The 16678-nt window shown below is 60.1% G+C and carries 17 protein-coding genes; 7 read left to right on the top strand and 10 right to left on the bottom strand.

All coding sequences use genetic code 11. The features are described 5' to 3' along the window. Positions 1 to 258 precede the first annotated feature (258 nt). A complete protein-coding gene (locus tag L9B60_RS11910) occupies positions 259 to 666 on the top strand; it encodes an SMI1/KNR4 family protein (protein WP_249678850.1) in 408 nt (135 codons plus the stop codon). Between the two features lie 24 nt (positions 667 to 690). On the opposite strand, the gene L9B60_RS11905 is transcribed toward L9B60_RS11910, so the two are convergent. Beyond that, positions 691 to 2457 (bottom strand): cation:proton antiporter, encoded by a 1767-nt coding sequence (locus L9B60_RS11905; protein ID WP_249678849.1) that lies wholly within the window; start codon positions 2455 to 2457, stop codon positions 691 to 693. A gap of 318 nt (positions 2458 to 2775) precedes the next feature. Here L9B60_RS11905 and L9B60_RS11900 point away from each other — a divergent pair, with 318 nt between their 5' ends. Beyond that, the gene (locus L9B60_RS11900; protein WP_249678847.1) at positions 2776 to 3261 is read left to right on the top strand and encodes an acyl-CoA thioesterase; all 486 of its coding nucleotides are present in this window, start codon (positions 2776 to 2778) and stop codon (positions 3259 to 3261) included. On the opposite strand, the gene pdxY is transcribed toward L9B60_RS11900, so the two are convergent. Beyond that, entirely contained in the window at positions 3258 to 4130 is an 873-nt protein-coding gene (gene pdxY / locus L9B60_RS11895) for a pyridoxal kinase PdxY (protein ID WP_249678845.1), read from the bottom strand. The two genes, L9B60_RS11900 and pdxY, sit on opposite strands and share 4 nt — an antisense overlap. Before the next feature lie 108 nt (positions 4131 to 4238). Between pdxY and L9B60_RS11890 the strand changes: the two genes are divergently transcribed. Next, positions 4239 to 4628, top strand: a complete 390-nt coding sequence (locus L9B60_RS11890) for a DUF3301 domain-containing protein (RefSeq protein ID WP_249678843.1) — start codon at positions 4239 to 4241, stop codon at positions 4626 to 4628. Positions 4629 to 4661: 33 nt separating this feature from the next. Here the strand turns inward: L9B60_RS11890 and L9B60_RS11885 are convergent, their stop codons facing one another. Further along, positions 4662 to 5636: a CobW family GTP-binding protein gene (locus L9B60_RS11885; protein WP_249678841.1), complete on the bottom strand. Its 975-nt coding sequence runs from the start codon at positions 5634 to 5636 to the stop codon at positions 4662 to 4664. Between the two features lie 29 nt (positions 5637 to 5665). Here L9B60_RS11885 and L9B60_RS11880 point away from each other — a divergent pair, with 29 nt between their 5' ends. Further along, entirely contained in the window at positions 5666 to 6019 is a 354-nt protein-coding gene (locus tag L9B60_RS11880; RefSeq protein WP_249679719.1) for an NADH:ubiquinone oxidoreductase, read from the top strand. Here the strand turns inward: L9B60_RS11880 and L9B60_RS11875 are convergent, their stop codons facing one another. The 3 genes from L9B60_RS11875 to L9B60_RS11865 all read right to left on the bottom strand — a co-directional run bounded on the left by L9B60_RS11875 (position 6020) and on the right by L9B60_RS11865 (position 9205). Continuing rightward, positions 6020 to 6664 (bottom strand): DUF1826 domain-containing protein, encoded by a 645-nt coding sequence (locus tag L9B60_RS11875; protein ID WP_249678839.1) that lies wholly within the window; start codon positions 6662 to 6664, stop codon positions 6020 to 6022. It lies immediately after the preceding gene. Then, positions 6664 to 7872: a zinc metallochaperone GTPase ZigA gene (gene zigA, locus L9B60_RS11870; RefSeq protein WP_249678837.1), complete on the bottom strand. Its 1209-nt coding sequence runs from the start codon at positions 7870 to 7872 to the stop codon at positions 6664 to 6666. Before zigA ends, L9B60_RS11875 begins: the two co-directional genes overlap by 1 nt. Positions 7873 to 7975: 103 nt before the next feature. Next, the gene (locus tag L9B60_RS11865) at positions 7976 to 9205 is read right to left on the bottom strand and encodes an N-acetylmuramoyl-L-alanine amidase (RefSeq protein WP_249678835.1); all 1230 of its coding nucleotides are present in this window, start codon (positions 9203 to 9205) and stop codon (positions 7976 to 7978) included. Positions 9206 to 9299: 94 nt separating this feature from the next. Here L9B60_RS11865 and folE2 point away from each other — a divergent pair, with 94 nt between their 5' ends. After that, a complete protein-coding gene (gene folE2, locus L9B60_RS11860; RefSeq protein WP_249678833.1) occupies positions 9300 to 10187 on the top strand; it encodes a GTP cyclohydrolase FolE2 in 888 nt (295 codons plus the stop codon). A gap of 13 nt (positions 10188 to 10200) precedes the next feature. After that, positions 10201 to 10761, top strand: coding sequence for a gamma carbonic anhydrase family protein (locus L9B60_RS11855; protein ID WP_249678832.1), 561 nt, complete (start codon positions 10201 to 10203; stop codon positions 10759 to 10761). A gap of 1 nt (position 10762) precedes the next feature. Here L9B60_RS11855 and L9B60_RS11850 read toward each other — a convergent pair whose 3' ends face one another. Next, positions 10763 to 11290 (bottom strand): DUF3617 domain-containing protein, encoded by a 528-nt coding sequence (locus L9B60_RS11850; RefSeq protein WP_249678831.1) that lies wholly within the window; start codon positions 11288 to 11290, stop codon positions 10763 to 10765. A gap of 144 nt (positions 11291 to 11434) precedes the next feature. Between L9B60_RS11850 and cls the strand changes: the two genes are divergently transcribed. Continuing rightward, complete coding sequence (gene cls, locus L9B60_RS11845) at positions 11435 to 12874, top strand: cardiolipin synthase (RefSeq protein WP_249678830.1); 1440 nt, start codon at positions 11435 to 11437, stop codon at positions 12872 to 12874. An 18-nt stretch (positions 12875 to 12892) separates the two neighbouring features. Here cls and cfaB read toward each other — a convergent pair whose 3' ends face one another. The 3 genes from cfaB to L9B60_RS11830 form a co-directional block, all read right to left on the bottom strand. Then, the gene (gene cfaB, locus L9B60_RS11840) at positions 12893 to 14077 is read right to left on the bottom strand and encodes a C17 cyclopropane fatty acid synthase CfaB (protein WP_249678828.1); all 1185 of its coding nucleotides are present in this window, start codon (positions 14075 to 14077) and stop codon (positions 12893 to 12895) included. A gap of 212 nt (positions 14078 to 14289) precedes the next feature. Beyond that, the gene (locus L9B60_RS11835; RefSeq protein ID WP_249678827.1) at positions 14290 to 15423 is read right to left on the bottom strand and encodes an XdhC family protein; all 1134 of its coding nucleotides are present in this window, start codon (positions 15421 to 15423) and stop codon (positions 14290 to 14292) included. 24 nt (positions 15424 to 15447) lie between these two features. Beyond that, positions 15448 to 16674 carry a cytochrome c gene (locus L9B60_RS11830; protein ID WP_249678824.1) on the bottom strand — a complete coding sequence of 409 codons (1227 nt, stop codon included), beginning with the start codon at positions 16672 to 16674 and terminating at the stop codon, positions 15448 to 15450. Positions 16675 to 16678 lie beyond the last annotated feature (4 nt).

The raw sequence follows: 16678 nt of genomic DNA, 5'->3' as shown, positions 1-16678 counted from the left end.
CATGACGAAGCCGCGAACCTGAGACCGAGGCATATCAGTACCCAGGGCGAGCTGGACTCAGAAATCGCTACATCCAGTCCCTACGCTCAGCGGATTCTGGCGATTACGGTTTTCTGATGGCTTGCGTGCGCAGCTGAACAATGCCCAATACCCGCTCTAGGCCGGTGGGCTGCAACAGGGCATTTCATTTTTAGCATTGCGAAAATATCCAGCTAAGGTATAAACCGCACCGCGCAATTCGTTGAGAGGACACACGCCGTGGAAGAAGTAATCGAACAACTCCGAGAAGCCAATGAGCCAGTACCTGTGCCTCTCGAGTTGCCCGACGAAGACCAACTGGTCGAAGTCGAAGAACAACTGTTCATCAACATCCCGTTCGTCTTCAAGGAATTTTTGCTGACGGTCAGCGATGTGGTCTACGGCAGCCTGGAGCCGGTAACCATCACCGACCCGCAGTCGCACACCTACCTGCCGGAAGTCGCTGCCAACGCCTGGGACGTCGGCGTTCCGCGTGAGTTGATCCCTATCTGCCAGGACGGCGACGACTATTACTGCGTCGAAGAAGACGGCACCGTGGTGCTCTGGTCGGCCGAAGAAGAGCTCGTCACCGAAGAGAGCTGGGAGTCGGTCTGGCACTGGGCCCGGGACGTTTGGCTGGAGAGCTGAGGCCTTCCAGCCGGCCGGGCCTTGTCAGTGCCCGGCCGAATCCTGTTGGTTATTGCCCAGGGTTTCCAGCAACGCCACTTGCATGCGCGTGTGCACGCGGATAAACCAGCGCCACAGCACCGCCACTACCGCAGCAGCCACCACGGCGATCAGTAGCAACAGCTCGCTGGTCGGCAAGATGCTGGCGGACAAGGCTGCCAGCAGCAAAAAGATCACCAGCAGCGACACCAGCGGGATCACCTCGGCGATCACACGTCGTACGCGCTGGGTATGGCGCCCGGCCATTTCAGGCTTGACCCCCATCTCCGCCAACAGCATCGACAGTGCCTTGAGCTTGCGGTAAGCCGCGATCAGGAACGGCAGCGACACCAGCAACGCCGCGCCCCAGATCAACGCGTTGTGCCAACCGGGGTCGCCGATCCACACCTGCAGGTAGCCGCTGATTTGTCCGGCAAAGAAGGCGCCGCTGAAAAAGATCGCGATCACCAGTGCCAGGTTGACCCCAACCTGCAGCAGGATCTTGCGGATGATCGATGCCAGCAAGGCGCCCTGCCCTTGTGGCTGGATACTGCGCAACCATTCGCCATACAGCCCGAACACCCGCGCCAGCCGCGTAGGCATCACTTGGGCCAATTTGAGCGACAACGGGTCTGCGGCGCGTATCAAGTAAGGCGTCAGCAGGGTGGTAATCGCCGACACCGCCACGGCTACCGGGTAAAGGAAGTCGCTGGTGACCTGCAAGGTCATCCCCAGCGCCGCGATGATGAAGGAAAACTCGCCAATCTGGGACAGCCCCATCCCCACGCGCAACGAGGTGCGGCCGTCGTTGCCGGCGATAAAAGCACCCAGGCCGCAAGACAGCATCTTGCCCAGCACTACGGCAACGGTGATGACCACGATGGGCCAGGCGTAATCCAGCAAGATTTGCGGGTCGATCATCAGGCCAATGGCAACGAAGAAGATTGCGCTGAACATGTCGCGAACAGGCTCGATAAGCCGCTCGATTTTCAATAACTGGCGGGACTCGGCCATGATTGCACCGATCAGGAAAGCGCCCAGCACCATGCTGTATTCAAGCTTGACCACCAACAGGCAGAAGCCGAAACACAAGCCTAAGACCGTAACCAGTAGCATCTCGTTGCTTTCGAACTTGGCCACGTATTCCAGCAAGCGCGGCACCAGCAGAATGCCGATTACCAAGGCCACGATCATGAACAACGACAGTTTGCCCACCGTGGAAAACACCTCGCCAGAACTGACGGTGCCGCTGACCGCGATGCCGGACAGCAGGGCGATGATGCCGATGCCCAGGATGTCTTCGACAATCAGCACGCCAAAGATCAGTTGCGCGAAACGCTGATTCTTCATCTTCAGGTCGTTGAGTGCCTTGACGATGATGGTGGTGGACGAAATGGCCAGGATGGCCCCCAGGAACAATGCATCCATGGTGCTCCAGCCGAACCAGCGACCAATCTCGTAGCCGATCCAGATCATCAGCACGATCTCGAGGAAGGCGGCGATGAATGCAGTGGCCCCCACCTTGAACAACTTGCGCAGGCTGAACTCCAGGCCCAGGCAGAACATCAGGAAGATAACCCCCAGTTCAGCCAGGGTCTTGATGGTATCTTCGTCGTGAATAAGCCCAAACGGCGGGGTGTGCGGGCCGATGATGAAGCCCGCGACGATGTAGCCCAGCACCACCGGTTGTTTGAGCCGGTGAAACAGGATCGTCACCACGCCCGCGACCAGCATGATCACTGCCAGGTCCTGAATGAAACTGATGGCATGCATGGCTGAGCTCCTTTTTGCCGGGCAAACGAATCCCGCGTAGCCCGTTCGCCCTGAAGGCGATTGAGTTACGGCAGATTGCTGGTTAAATAGTCCAGGATGCCCGCGCTATCGGGCTTATGCAGATTAACACCGCGACACGTAACAAAAAGCCTGCGCAATATGCGGAAACAGAACGTCCGAAGCGCCCTCCTAATTGGCGGTTCAAGCGTGACGACAGTCGGTCGGCCAGCGTCCCGATAATGATGGGACCTGTTTAAAAGGGCAGCGCCAACATAGGCGGCACCCCCACTACCCTTGCAACCTTACCGTGAGCGCACTATGGAACCCGGAAACGCCCAGTTGTCGATGACCGTTCTGATGACCCCGGACATGGCCAATTTCTCTGGCAATGTACACGGCGGCACCTTGCTCAAATACCTCGACGAAGTGGCCTACGCCTGCGCCAGCCGCTATGCCGGCCGCTACGTGGTGACCCTGTCGGTTGACCAGGTGATTTTCCGCGAGCCGATTCATGTTGGCGAACTGGTCACCTTCCTGGCCTCGGTGAACTACACCGGCAATACCTCGATGGAAGTGGGTATCAAGGTGGTCACGGAAAACATCCGCGAGCGCTCGGTACGTCATACCAACAGCTGCTTCTTCACCATGGTGGCCGTGGACGACCAGCGCAAGCCGGCTGCAGTACCGCCCTTGCAGCCACTCACCAGCGAAGACAAGCGCCGTTTCATCCAGGCCCAGCAGCGCCGCCAGATCCGCCAGGAGCTGGAAAAGCGCTACCAGGAAATCAAGGACGACGCGCTCTAAGCCGTCAGTTTGACCGCCTCAAACCGCAGCCGTGGATGCACGATGCGATCCTGGGCCCGCACCAGCTCAAGTTCCCAGCTGGCGCAGGCCTGGGTTTCCAGCAGCACTTCATGCACCGCCGCGGCGGCGAATTCAAACGCCGCTACCAGCTCATCACCCAAGAGCACTCGGGCCAGGAACAGGCCGGACGTGAGGTCGCCCACACCCACCGGGTGGCGCGGGAAGGCCAGCAGCGGCCGACGCAAGTGCCAGCTACCGGCAGCCGTTACCAGCAGCATTTCGAAATCTTCGCCCGCTTTGCCCGGATAGGCCAGGTGCTTGACCAGCACTGCCTTGGGCCCCCTGGCCAGCAGCGACTGCGCCATCTGTACGCAGTCCTCCAGCGATTGCGCGCGGCGCCCACAGAAACTGTCCAGTTCCAGCTGGTTGGGGCACAACAGGTCGGCCATGGCCACAGCTTCGTGCAGCAAAAAATCGCTGACCTCTTGCGGCACGCTGCAACCCTTCTCCGGATGGCCCATTACCGGGTCGCACAGGTACAGTGCCTTGGGGTTGGCCGCCTTGACCTTGCGCACCACCTCCAGCACCGCCCTGCCCTGGGCCGCACTGCCCAGGTAGCCGCTGAGCACTGCATCGCAATTGCCCAGCTCGCCAATCGTCGCAATCCCTTCCACAAGCGCTGGAATTTGTTGCGGCGCCAACACTTCTCCCGCCCACTGTCCATACTGTGTGTGGTTGGAGAACTGCACCGTGTTCAGCGGCCAGACGTTGGCGCCGACGCGTTGCATGGCAAACACAGCTGCGCTGTTGCCTGCGTGGCCAAAGACCACGTGGGACTGGATGGCGAGCAGGTGTGGTGTACGTTTCATGCAAGTATCCCGGTGAATTTCCAGGCGCGCAGTATGGCGCTAAATGCCGCCTGTACGACAGGCCGGAGACACAGTTAAGCTGGGCATAATCAGTTGGAGCACTCGTCAATGTTCACCCTCGGAAATTTGTTCGTGCTGATGCTGCTGGCATCGGGCTGTGCCTGGCTGTGGCATAACCACGGGCTGCGGGAAAAAGCCCTGGAGCGGGTCAAGCAGCATTGCGCCAAGCTTGACCTGGAACTGCTGGACGGCGCCGTTGCACTCAAGCGCATCGGCTTTGTGCGCGACGCCAATGGCCGTCGGCGCTTTGCCCGTGTGTATAACTTTGAGTTCACGGTAACCGGCGAGCAGCGCCACCCCGGTACCGTGACGCAGTTTGGCGCCCACTCGATGCAGATCGAGCTGGCGCCCTACCCGTTCGAAATCAAGACCCAGCCAAGCGCCGAGGTCATCGAAATGGACCAGTGGCGGCAGGAGCACAAGCGCTGGCGGCCTTGATGGGCCTGCCGTAACAGCGGATATATTGGCGCGTTACCCGCCATTGGCTAGCAGGCACGCGCGCAATGATTTTTGCAGGCTCGCGGGGTCCTGGGGCGTTTTGAAGATCAGCTCCAGGCGCGAGTCTCGCCGCCATTCGCTGGGCTTCCACGCCCCCTGATGATTATCCACAGCATTGATCGATACCCAGCCGGACGGGCTGTGGACAACAAACTTGGCACGCTTCCAGTCCATCGTGGCCAGCCACTTCTCCAACTTATCCACAGCGAACTGCCGGCTTGGATGCCAGCGCCAGCCAATACTCCAGCCCTCTGGCTTGTCTTGCCACAAGCAAATGGGCTCAGCCGGATCGGCCCAAACCGCCTGAATACTCGAGGCTTTCGATTCTCCGGTAAAGTTGTCCACAGTCGAGCGAGGCTGGCGGTGCTGGTGCGGCAGGTCCTGAAGCGGAAACCGGCCATAATCGGTCCAGTACAGAGGCCCTGTGGGTAACTTGCTTTCTATCCACAAGCGCTGGGAAGCCTCCAGATGCTCAGCCTTGTTCAGCACGATCATGCCGGCGTCAGCCAAAGCCTCCTGTTGGCTGGCGGGCAAATCTTTTCCACAGGCCAGCGCCTGAGCATCCAGCACCATCACCGCCGGCTGCACCGCCAATACCCCGCGCCAGGGCGCATCCTGCAGTTGCTGCATCAGCGTCGCCGGGTGCCCCAGGCCCGAGGGTTCGATAAACAGCCGGTCCGGCGTGGCCTTGCGCAGCAACCGCCCCAGGCCGACCTGAAACGGCGCGCCATTCACACAACACAGGCAGCCCCCTGCCACCTCGCCCAGTGCGATACCATCGTCGTCCGTGGCCAGCAGCGCGGCATCCAGGCCAATCTGGCCGAACTCGTTGATTAGCACGGCCCAACGTTCATCGACGGGGCGCTGCGCCATCAATTGGCGGATCAGGCTAGTTTTGCCGGCACCCAATGGACCGGCGATCACATGTGTGGGAATGTTCTGCAGCATGGCCGGCCAACTTTAATGAGAGGTGAATGATGCGTGTGTGGGGTTTTGCCCTGTTGCTACTGGGCAGCAGCCAGGTATGGGCACAGGCCTGTGTTATCCACAGCCATGGCGAGCGGCTGGACGTGAAACTGTGCCAGCAAAACCGCAACATTCCCGAGAAGATGTTCCACGACGGATTCTGCGAGCCCAACCTGCCGGGCCAGAAGGTGACGGTGGACTATGTCGACCAGTGCCCTACCGGTGCCTTCGGCGTTTGCAGCGACGCTCATGTGGACAATATGCCTTATCGGCAAGATATCCACTATTACGGTGTGGCCAGCGATACCGCCTATCTGAAGCCCTTCTGCGAGCAGAAAAGCCAAGGGCAGTGGCAAGCGCCGTGATCAGGCCAGCCAGTCGAGGCTGAGGATCAAACGGCGAGCCCCCTGCGTGGCCGGCGAGCGATGGATCAGGCCGGCGCCTTCATTGCCCTGCCATTTTTCACCTTTGAGCAGCGCCACATCACCGCACATCAAGTTGCGCACCTGCTCGGGCGCGGTAGGCTCGGCCGCAGGATTGCCCAGCTGCGCGCGCCGCATCGTGCCTTCTTCCAGCCATTGGCTGCCAACGCCTGCATAGGTGGTCAGCAGGCGCACCGGCACATGGTCCACGTGAAAGCGCGGGCACATGGCCTTGTCCAAGACCCGCAAGCGCAAGCCAACCCTGCGTGCGCCCAGCAGGCAGGCGTATGCCTCGACCAGCCAGGTCACGTCAGCCAGGAAGCCCTCGTAGCCTTGCAGGTCGCGCAGGCCGCTGGCCAACCCCGTCAAGTCAACCGGCGCCTGCGGGTCGGCGAGGTCCAGGTACAGGGTATGCGCCAGCGGCTCGCCCAGTGCCAGCACCAGTGCGCCAAAGTCTTCGATGTGCGCGGGCAAGCGACGCTGCCACACCGCCAGGTTGACGCTTTCCAGCAGCACCTGGGTCATCACATCAGGGGCTTCGCCAAACACCTGCCGTGGCGCAGGGCGCGAGGTATTGAGCGCCAGCATCACGCAGCATCCTCATCGTGCCAAGGCCCGAACGGGTCCGGCAAGCGTTGCCAACCGGCCACGCCCAACGTCATCTCCTCATCGGTGAGCAAGCAGTCATCCAACTCGGCATGCAGCAGGCTGAAGTCCATGTTCTGCCCGATGAACACCAGCTCCTGCCGGCAATCACCGGTCTCGGCGGCCCAGTTGGCCAAGATCGCCGCGACACTTTCCTCATCCTGTGGCCACTGCTGTTTGGGCACAAAGCGCCACCAGCGGCCGGCAAAGCCATGGCGCATCAAACCACCGGCCTGGGACCAGCTACCAGCCTCCTGGTGCTTGCTGGCCAGCCAGAAGAAGCCTTTGGAGCGCAGCAATTTGCCATTGGCCCATGGGCCATTTAGCAGCTGGTAAAAGCGCTCCGGGTGGAACGGCCGCTGCGCCCGGTAGGCGGTGGAGGCTATCCCGTACTCGTCGCTTTCCGGCAGGTGCTCGCCACGTAACTCCTGCAACCAGCCCGGCGCCTGGGCTGCCTGTTCGAAGTCAAACAGGCCAGTATTGAGAATGCGCTTGAGCGGCACTTGGCCCATCACCATGGGGATGATCTGTGCCCGGCTGTTCAGACGTTGCAGGATGGCGATCAACTCCTGGCGTTCGGCAGAACTGATCAAGTCAATTTTGCTGAGTACAATCACGTCGGCAAACTCGACCTGCTCGATCAGCAAGTCGGTGATCGAGCGCTCATCTTCTTCACCCAGTGTTTCGCCACGGCTGGCCAGAGTTTCAGCCGCCTGGTAGTCCAGCAGGAAGTTAACCCCATCCACCACCGTCACCATGGTGTCCAGCCGGGCCTGGTCGGACAGGCTGCGGCCTTCTTCATCACGAAAGGTGAAGGTCTCGGCCACGGGCAGTGGCTCGGAGATACCCGTGGACTCGATCAGCAGGTAATCGAAACGGCCTTCCCGGGCCAACCGGCCAACTTCTTCCAACAAGTCTTCGCGCAGGGTGCAGCAAATGCAGCCATTGCTCATCTCGATCAGTTTTTCTTCGGCGCGGTTCAGGCTTACATCGCGCTGCACCTCGCTGCCGTCGATGTTGATCTCGCTCATGTCGTTGACGATCACCGCAACCTTGAGGTTCTCGCGATTTCGCAACACATGGTTCAGCAAGGTACTTTTGCCGGCGCCCAGGAAGCCGGACAGCACGGTAACGGGAAGGCGGTTGGGCATGGGGTTGTCCTCATCAGCTTCTGGTCGGCGCCAGAATTTCTGCAATGTTATATTATAACAATACAGATTAGCCAATGACCTTTTCACCTACCTGTGGTTTTTCTCAGGCCTGCGCTTCCCTCTTCTGTTCCTGAGCCCAGGCCATGTAGCTGTTGAGCGGAGGATTTTTTTCGAAAAAACGGTTCAAACCCACGAACAGACCGTCGGCCACGGCTTGTTGATGGCGGGCGGTGACCAGCCGTCGGCTGTCTTCGCTGTTGGAGATAAAGCCGGTTTCCACCAGAATCGACGGCACGTCGGGTGACTTGAGCACAGCAAAGCCGGCCTGCTCCACGCGCTTTTGATGCAGCGTGGTGATGCCAGACAGGCTGTCGAGCATGGTGCTGCCCAGTTGCAGGCTGGCAGCGATGGTGGCGTTCATCGACATGTCGAGGATCACCCCGGCCAGCATCGGGTCTTTGTCCTTGAGATTGAGCAGGCTGGCAGCACCCAGAAGGTCGACGCCGTTTTCACGCTGCGCCATCAGCCGTGCCGTCGCCGAGGTCGCACCGTTTTCCGACAAGGCAAATACCGAAGCACCCGATGCCGTGAGGCGTGGCGCCGCATCGGCATGTACCGAGATGAACATGTCGGCATTGCGCTGGTGGGCGAACTCCACGCGTTTGCGCAGCGGCACGTAGAAGTCATCATTGCGCACCAAATGCACGGTATAGCCTTTCTCGCGCTTGAGCCGGCGCGCCAGCAACTGGGCGATCGACAGCACCACGTCTTTCTCGCGCTCGCCTTTGGAGCCCACTGCACCCGGGTCTTTGCCGCCATGGCCGGGGTCGACCACCACGATAATATCGCGCTTGAGGTGGCCCGCCGCTGCGGCGCTAGGCGGTTGCGGTTGCGGTACCGGCATCTGCGCAGCGACCACCTGGGCGGCCGGGCGGGTTGCACTGCTCAGGTCCAGCACCAATCGATGGCCTTCGCTGCCCTGTGGCCCCAGCAAAAAGCTCGACAGTTGCAGCGGTTCCTTGAGGTCCAGCACCACCCGGGTATCGCCATGGCCATAGGCGCCGGAACGGATTGCCTTGATCGGCGTGCCGGCCAGGCTCAAGTGGGCGAAATTGCCGCTCAGTTGCGAGCCGGCCACGTCGATGATCAGACGGTCTGGCGCGGTCAGGGTGAAGGTCTTGTATTGCACCGGTCCGCTGAGGTCCAGCACCAGGCGGACCTTGTTATTCGCCTGCCATACCCGCGCATTGCGAATCACACTGGCCGCAGCGCCCAAAGGTAGAGTCAAGGCCGCGCTGGCCAAAATCAGGTGGAGCATTTGACGTCTGTGCATGGCAAACACCGCGAGAGGATCGACAGAAAAAGTTACATTTAACTTAAAAGTTATAATATAACATGCCGTTTTTACCTCGAAGATGAACAATGCCATGACAGACCTGAATCTTCCGGATATCGCTTCTCAAGCTCTGGCACGGGCCCGCACGCTGGATTGGGTAGGCATGGGTGGCATCGCACTGCCCTTGATGTTCCACGACCAACTGGTGAACGCCAAGGCTCGTGCCGGGGTCAGCCTGGACGATGCCAGTGCGCGGGGGATTCACATGTCCCGGCTGTACCTGGCGTTGGCGGCGCTGGAGCAGGAGGAGCTGACGCCACAGTCGATCCATGATGTGCTCCAACAATTCCTGGTCAGCCATGAAGGCTTATCCGCCACGGCTTATCTGCAATTGGACTTCGACGCGCTGATCAAGCGACCTGCGTTGATCAGCCCCCTTGCCGGATGGAAGAGTTACCCGATTCGAATCAATGCCCGCCTACGAGATGAAGTGTTCCACGTGGAACTATCGGTGCAGGTGGAGTACTCCTCTACCTGCCCGTGTTCGGCCGCATTGGCCCGGCAACTGATACAACAGCAATTTGCCAAGGACTTTGCTGATCAGCCACTGAGCCACGAGGCTCTGAACGCTTGGCTAGGCAGCGCTGAAGGGATCGTCGCAACACCTCACAGCCAACGCAGCACGGCCATCGTCGAAGTGCGCTTGGCCACCCTGGCAGCCGACCTGCCAGCCTATACACTGATTGATGAAATCGAAGCCGCGCTAGGTACCGCCGTACAAACTGCAGTAAAGCGTGCGGATGAACAGGCCTTCGCCCTGGCTAACGGCCAGAACCTGATGTTCTGTGAAGACGCAGCACGAAGGGTGGATGAAGCCTTACGACGTATGCCGAACCTGACGGCGTTCAAGGTCGGCATCACCCACGCCGAAAGCCTGCACGCCCACGACGCCGTCGCCCATACAAGTTGGAACTGGTAAGGAGAGCAAAACGATGATTCGCAAAAACCCTTCAGGCGACCTCCCCGTGATCGCCGAGTCAGCGTACGTGGACAAGACCGCGATCATTTGCGGCAAGGTGGTGATCGGCGAAAACGTCTTCGTCGGCCCTTATGCCGTGATACGCGCCGACGAAGTAGACGCCAGCGGCGGCATGGACCCGATCACCATCGGCGCCAATTCGAATATCCAAGATGGCGTGGTGATCCACTCCAAGTCGGGTGCGGCGGTGACCATCGGCGAGTTCACTTCCATCGCCCACCGCTCCATCGTCCACGGCCCATGCAAGGTCGGCGACAAAGTGTTCATCGGCTTCAATAGCGTGCTGTTTAATTGCGAGGTGGGCAACGGCAGTGTGGTGCGGCATAACTCGGTGGTAGACGGTTGCGATTTGCCGCCAGACTTTTACGTACCCTCCACCACTCGGATCGGCAAGGGCACCGACCTGTCGCAGTTCCCACCGGTAAGCGTCAGCGCCAGCGAATTCTCCGAAGACGTGGCGCGGACCAATGTGGATCTGGTCCGCGGCTACAAGGCGCTACAAAACGAGTTCTAGCCTAGCTGCGTGGGCGGACGGTGCCGCAATCCTGCCCCAGCCAGACGGCGCGGGTTTCCATGCTGCCCTTCTGCTGGGTACCGGTGGCGTTGAACGTACCGTTGACCCGCGTGGTGAACTCACGCTGGCTGAGGAAAGTCGCCTGGCCAGCGCCTTGGGCTTTGGGGCAGTTGAAGGTGAAGTCCCAGACATTGCCGTTTCGCTTGGTGATCTTTTGGGTGCAACCGGACTGCGGGTCTTGCAGGGGGATATCGTCGGACTGCACCTGCGCCTGGGTCAGGCAGCTGCGGATGCCCTTGCCGCCCAAGGTGATCCCTTGCTTGGCCAGCGTTTGTTCCATCATCGCTCGCTGTTCAGGCGAGAGCATTTGCATTTGCCCCAGCATGACATTCAGGTCGGGCAAGGCGCTGCCGTCGACTTGCATGTTGCTGGTGGTCAATTCCCACAGACCAGGCTGGAGCATCTGTGCCTGGGCAAACGTGGCCGACAGGCTCAATGCCAACGCAGCAAGCGGAACGCGAATCTTCATGAACAACTCCTCGGGGCTCCGGGCTTCGCCGGATAATAGACTTTGACGCACAATTCGCCGTTCGGTTGCAGGCGCAATTAATTCGAGACATGAGCAGCATAACGTGGTCTGTTAGGGATCATGTATTCAGGAGCGGGGTCACGCATGGATTTCCACAGTCCGTATTTTTTTGGCTATCTATTTGGCCTGATTCACCTGCTGGGTCTGATAGCAGCGATCCATGCGGTGTTCACCGTACGTACCGCGCAAGGCGCCATCGCCTGGGCCATGTCGCTGATTTTCGTCCCCTACCTGACCCTGATCCCCTACCTGGTATTTGGCCGCAGCACCTTCGATGCCTACATCGATGCGCGGCGCCAAGCGAACCAGGAAATGCACACCGCCATCGCCGACCTTAACTGGCGCCCATGGGTGGAAGAAGCACTGGCGGCACGCAGTTCAGCTTCCTACGCCTCGTTGCGCGCCATGCCGAAACTGGGACGCATGCCGTGCCTGGCCAACAACCAGGTCAGCCTGCTGATAAATGGCAAGGCGACGTTCGATGCCATCTTCGATGCAATCGGCCAGGCAAGCCAGGTGGTGTTGATTCAGTTTTTCATTATCCATGACGATGCACTCGGCAAGCGACTGCAGGCACTGCTGTTGCAAAAAGCTGCCGAGGGCGTGGAGATCTACGTCCTCTACGACAGTGTCGGCAGCCATGCACTGCCTCATGAATACAGTGAGGTGCTGCGCCAGGCCGGGGTCAAGGTGCGCGCGTTCGCCACCCGCCGTGGCTGGCTGAACCGCTTCCAGGTCAACTTTCGAAACCACCGCAAGATCGTGGTAGTGGATGGCGTGACCGGGTTCGTCGGTGGTCATAACGTGGGTGACGAATACCTGGGGGCCAACCCAAAGTTGTCCCCGTGGCGCGATACCCACGTGAAAATCAGCGGGCCGGTGATCGCCTGTTTGCAGGAGTCCTTTGCCGAGGACTGGTTCTGGGCTTCCCGGCATCTGCCGCCACTGATACTTCCCGACACCTACGAAGACGACGGCGTGCTGTGCCAGGTGCTGGCCAGCGGCCCCGCCGACCCGCAAGAGACCTGCTCGCTGTTTTTCGTGGAAGCCATCCATGCCGCCACGGAGCGGGTATGGATAACCACGCCTTATTACATCCCGGACGAAGCAGTGTTTGCCGCGCTGCGCCTGGCAGTACTACGCGGCGTGGACGTGCGCATCCTGTTGCCATCGCGGCCCGATCACAAGATCGTATATGCCGCCTCCAGCCTGTTTGCGTTCGACGCGGTACGTGCCGGCGTGCGCATGTTCCGTTACACGCCCGGCTTTCTGCATCAGAAGGTGGTGTTGGTAGACAGCGATATCAGCGCCATTGGCAGCGCCAACATGGACAACCGTTCGTTCCGGCTCAACTTCGAGATCATGCTATTGACCGTCGACAGTCAATTCGCCAGCGAGGTAGAGAGCATGCTGGAGGCCGACTTCGCCGTGTCCAAGGAGATCACGGTAGAAGACACCCGGCAGACCCACCGGTTGCAGAAGCTGGGCATGCGCATCGCCAGGTTGATTTCCCCCATCCTGTGATGCGCAGCCCGGTTGTTTTTATCGGTAGATATCTTCACGGGTCCACGGCAGGCCGTGGCTACCGTCGGAGTAAGCCTTCACCGCGAGGATCTGATCGATATTGATCCAGCCGCGGCTGAAGGCATAGGCACAACCGGCCAGGTACAGGCGCCAGATTCGCAGTGCCTGGTCGGGTACCATCTTGCTGGCTTTCTCCAGGTTGCCTTCCAACCTCGTGCTCCAATGCTCCAGGGTCTTGGCGTAGTGCAGGCGCAGGCTCTCGACGTCGACTACCTCAAGGCCGGCTTCGCTGACGGCAGCGGTAATCATCGACAGGTGTGGCAACTCACCGTGCGGGAAAACATACCGCTCGATGAAGTCCCCTGCCCCGCGCCCAACCGGGCGGCCATCGGTATGCTTGGCGGTGATGCCATGGTTCATCACCAGGCCACCTTCACGCACCGCGCCGAACAGCTTCTCGCAGTACACCTGCAGGTTGGCATGGCCGACGTGCTCGAACATGCCGACGCTGACCACCTTGTCGAAACGACCGTCCTGGGGCAGGTCGCGATAGTCGAGCAGTTGCAGCTCGACCTGAGTCTCCAGGCCCTCTGCCTTGACCCGTTCACGGCCCAGCTTGAGTTGTTCTTTGCTCAAGGTGATACCGAACACCTTGGCGCCGAACTCACGCGCAGCAAACCGCGCCAGCCCACCCCAGCCACACCCAACATCCAGCAGGTAGTCGCCTGGCTGCAAACGCAGCTTGCGGCACAGATGGCGGAATTTGGCGTGTTGGGCTTGTTCCAGGGTTTCTGTACCGGTCTGGAAGTAGGCGCAGGAATAGGCCATGTCCTCGTCCAGCCACAGCTGGTAGAACTTGTTAGACAGGTCGTAATGATAAGAAATGGCCGCAGCGTCGGTGTCCTTGTCGTGCACCAGCCGGGTCGGCTGCGGGCCGTCGTCCTCGCCAATCAAGGCCTGGCTCAGCTCGTCACACACCCGTATGACTTCGCTGATGGAGCCTTCCATTTCCAGCTTGCCCTCGACGAAGGCGCTGCCCAGCAGGTCCAGGCTGGGTTGGGTGAACTGCGTGACCAGTTGCGGGTCCTTCACCACGATAGTGACACTGGGCTCCGGCCCAAGGTTGAATTCATGGCCATCCCAGAGTCTCAAGCGAAGCGGTAGCTGAAGATTCTGCAAGGCCGGTGGTAATTGCGCGAGCATAAACGATCCCCCCTATATCGGACTTCTCCGAAAAAAGGGTAGTACAAAAGCTGGAACTGTCCTGCTGGGTCAGACCAAGGTCTTAGACTATTCATGAACATCGTGCAGAATTTAATCTTTTACACGTTGTGTCGCGCGGCGGTCTGGCGCAACTCGCCACCGAACGATCTTCGCTCATCCCGGCGACGATCATCCGACGTCTTGCAGGTCGATCAGCCTAACGCTTGGAAACCGGCGTCCGCAGTCATCCGACGCTGAACACTGTAGGAATAGGCGCTGCGTTTTTCCAGGGCCGCATTGGCCTCCGCGAGGATGGACACCGCAACGAACGGCGGAGAGTCCCCACCGATGTCCAAGCCGATGGGGTAGTGAAGCCGTGTTTTGGCGGCGGCCCGATCAACCGGCGCCATGGCCTTGAGCAACCGTTCGGTTCGCTCGATCGGCCCCAGTTGCCCGATGTATGCCGTGTCTTCGCGCAGGCAATGGGCCAACCAGTGTTGATCCTGGGCCAGGCTGTGGGTCATGACCGCTACGGCAGCCCCTGTCACATGCTCCGTGAAATCGAAAGGCTCATTCAGCGGGGCGTGAAGCACCACATCGGCGCCAGGAAATCGCGAGGCCTTTGCGAAGTGCGAGCGACTGTCAATCACCGACACGTGCCACCCCCATATTTTGGCAATCTGCACAAGCGGCGGCACGTCGTTGCCCGCGCCGAAGATCACCAGGCGTTGAGGAGGCTGAATGAACTCCAGGAAAAACGAAGCCGTGCTCCGCCCGAGCGGAACAGAATGGAACGACGATTTGCGTGCGGTCAGCGCTTTCAGCAGATGCTGTTCGACGAGCATTTGCAGATCAGGATTCGCCAGAGCGCCAAGAACGTTGTGATCCGAATCCAGCGCCAGGCGATCGCCGACGCCCGCGTTGCCGGACACGATCGTGGCCACCGCCGCCGGGTTACGCTCGCGGACCACACGATCGAGAACATCGATCAGCAGCGCCGCGCCGGGGTCGCCAGCACGTTCCAGCAGCAGCGTGATTTGCCCGTGACAGCCCGTTCCGAAACCTTCGGAAGCAATGCCGTCGATGGTGTCGCCGTCCTCGTTGGTGTCGTACACCAACAGAGTCGCGCCGTCCGAGGTACGCCACCACGCCTTTTTGACCAGATCAGTCTCAAGGCACCCGCCACTGACCATCCCGACCGCCGTACCGACGGCTGGGATGATCATTCGCGCACCGGCTCTGCGATAGGACGAGCCGACCGTCTTCACAACGGTGGCCAGCACCATCTCGTTATCCCGGCGCTGATGCTGCCGGATGGCGTCCAGCACCGCGGTGATATCTGACATACTAACCCTCCCTGCCGCCTGTGCTCAGAGCTCTTTTTTCCGTTCCTGTACGCGTTCAGCCGTGATGGCCCCGCCACTGTCCCCAAAGCGATTGAGGATGAAGGTGCTCACTGCTGCCAACTCCTGATCGCTATAGCTTTTGGCGAAATCCGGCATGAAATGGTCGCGCGGCATGCCCGGATAGGTGTGGCCTGTCAGCAAGATGCCGAGCAGGTTGGCGGCGGTTTTGTCATTAACGGTTTTGGTGCCCGACAAGGTCGCGACGTCGCTGTTATTGCCCTCGCCCGTAACCTTGTGACAACCCGCACAGGCGTCTGCGAAGATTTTCTGACCCAGCACCATCTGTGGATCGGCCGTGCCGTACACCGGAGTGGCCGCGCTGCGCGGTACCGGTACGCCGCCCTGCTGAGGTTTCGAGTCTTTGAGGTAAACCGCAATGGCGCGCACGTCAGCAGGATCAAGCTTGCTGAGACTGTGCTCCACCACTTCAGACATCGGCCCAGCGGCGACGCCGCGACCCGGCTGATAGCCATGCGTCAGGTAATGGGTCAGCTCTTCGATGGACCAGTTCCCGACACCCGTTTGCGCATCCGAACTGATGTTGTAAGCACGCCAGCCTTCGATCTCGGCACCGCCGAGCGCTTTCGAACTGATCGTCGCCTGCATCAGGTTGCGCGGGGTATGGCACTCACCGCAGTGACCAGGGCCTTCAACCAGATACGCACCCCGGTTCCACTCGGCCGACTTTTCAGGCGTCACGGCAAAACGGGCGTTGTCGAAGAACATCCAGTTCCAGATGGCCATGCCCCAACGCTGGTTGAACGGGAACGCCAGCGTGTCAGGCCGTGACTTCTCGTGAACCGGCGGCAGGCTGAACAGGTACTGCTTGATTGCCAGAATGTCTTCGCGCGGCATTAACGTGTACGAGGTGTAAGGGAAGGCCGGGTAGTAATGCTTGCCGTCCTTGCCCACGCCCTGTTGCACAGCGCTGACGAAATCATCATCGGACCAGGTACCGATACCGGTTTCCTTGTCCGAAGTGATGTTGGGGGTAAACAGCGAGCCGAACGGCAGCTTGAACTCACGTCCACCCGCGAACTTCTTCCCGTCCTGAACGGTGTGACAGGCAACGCAGTCAGCGGCGTTGGCGATATATTCGCCAAATTTGATGACGTCCTCGTCCGTCGCACTTGCCGACAAAGCCCACCCGAGCAGGGACAACGCAATCACATAAGATGTAATGTTTTTCATAGAA

This window comes from Pseudomonas abieticivorans (genome assembly GCF_023509015.1).
GTDB classification, from domain to species: domain Bacteria; phylum Pseudomonadota; class Gammaproteobacteria; order Pseudomonadales; family Pseudomonadaceae; genus Aquipseudomonas; species Aquipseudomonas abieticivorans.
This window is presented reverse-complemented; position numbering and strand designations above follow the sequence as displayed.

Coding starts and splice junctions, on each gene's coding strand:
- cls (WP_249678830.1), top strand. CDS start 11,435: ATGGATTTCCACAGTCCGTATTTTTTTGGCTATCTATTTGGCCTGATT.
- L9B60_RS11850 (WP_249678831.1), bottom strand. CDS start 11,290: ATGAAGATTCGCGTTCCGCTTGCTGCGTTGGCATTGAGCCTGTCGGCC.
- L9B60_RS11830 (WP_249678824.1), bottom strand. CDS start 16,674: ATGAAAAACATTACATCTTATGTGATTGCGTTGTCCCTGCTCGGGTGG.
- L9B60_RS11880 (WP_249679719.1), top strand. CDS start 5,666: ATGCGTGTGTGGGGTTTTGCCCTGTTGCTACTGGGCAGCAGCCAGGTA.
- L9B60_RS11875 (WP_249678839.1), bottom strand. CDS start 6,664: ATGCTGGCGCTCAATACCTCGCGCCCTGCGCCACGGCAGGTGTTTGGC.
- folE2 (WP_249678833.1), top strand. CDS start 9,300: ATGACAGACCTGAATCTTCCGGATATCGCTTCTCAAGCTCTGGCACGG.
- L9B60_RS11890 (WP_249678843.1), top strand. CDS start 4,239: ATGTTCACCCTCGGAAATTTGTTCGTGCTGATGCTGCTGGCATCGGGC.
- L9B60_RS11865 (WP_249678835.1), bottom strand. CDS start 9,205: ATGCACAGACGTCAAATGCTCCACCTGATTTTGGCCAGCGCGGCCTTG.
- L9B60_RS11905 (WP_249678849.1), bottom strand. CDS start 2,457: ATGCATGCCATCAGTTTCATTCAGGACCTGGCAGTGATCATGCTGGTC.
- L9B60_RS11855 (WP_249678832.1), top strand. CDS start 10,201: ATGATTCGCAAAAACCCTTCAGGCGACCTCCCCGTGATCGCCGAGTCA.
- L9B60_RS11885 (WP_249678841.1), bottom strand. CDS start 5,636: ATGCTGCAGAACATTCCCACACATGTGATCGCCGGTCCATTGGGTGCC.
- L9B60_RS11835 (WP_249678827.1), bottom strand. CDS start 15,423: ATGTCAGATATCACCGCGGTGCTGGACGCCATCCGGCAGCATCAGCGC.
- L9B60_RS11900 (WP_249678847.1), top strand. CDS start 2,776: ATGGAACCCGGAAACGCCCAGTTGTCGATGACCGTTCTGATGACCCCG.
- pdxY (WP_249678845.1), bottom strand. CDS start 4,130: ATGAAACGTACACCACACCTGCTCGCCATCCAGTCCCACGTGGTCTTT.
- zigA (WP_249678837.1), bottom strand. CDS start 7,872: ATGCCCAACCGCCTTCCCGTTACCGTGCTGTCCGGCTTCCTGGGCGCC.
- cfaB (WP_249678828.1), bottom strand. CDS start 14,077: ATGCTCGCGCAATTACCACCGGCCTTGCAGAATCTTCAGCTACCGCTT.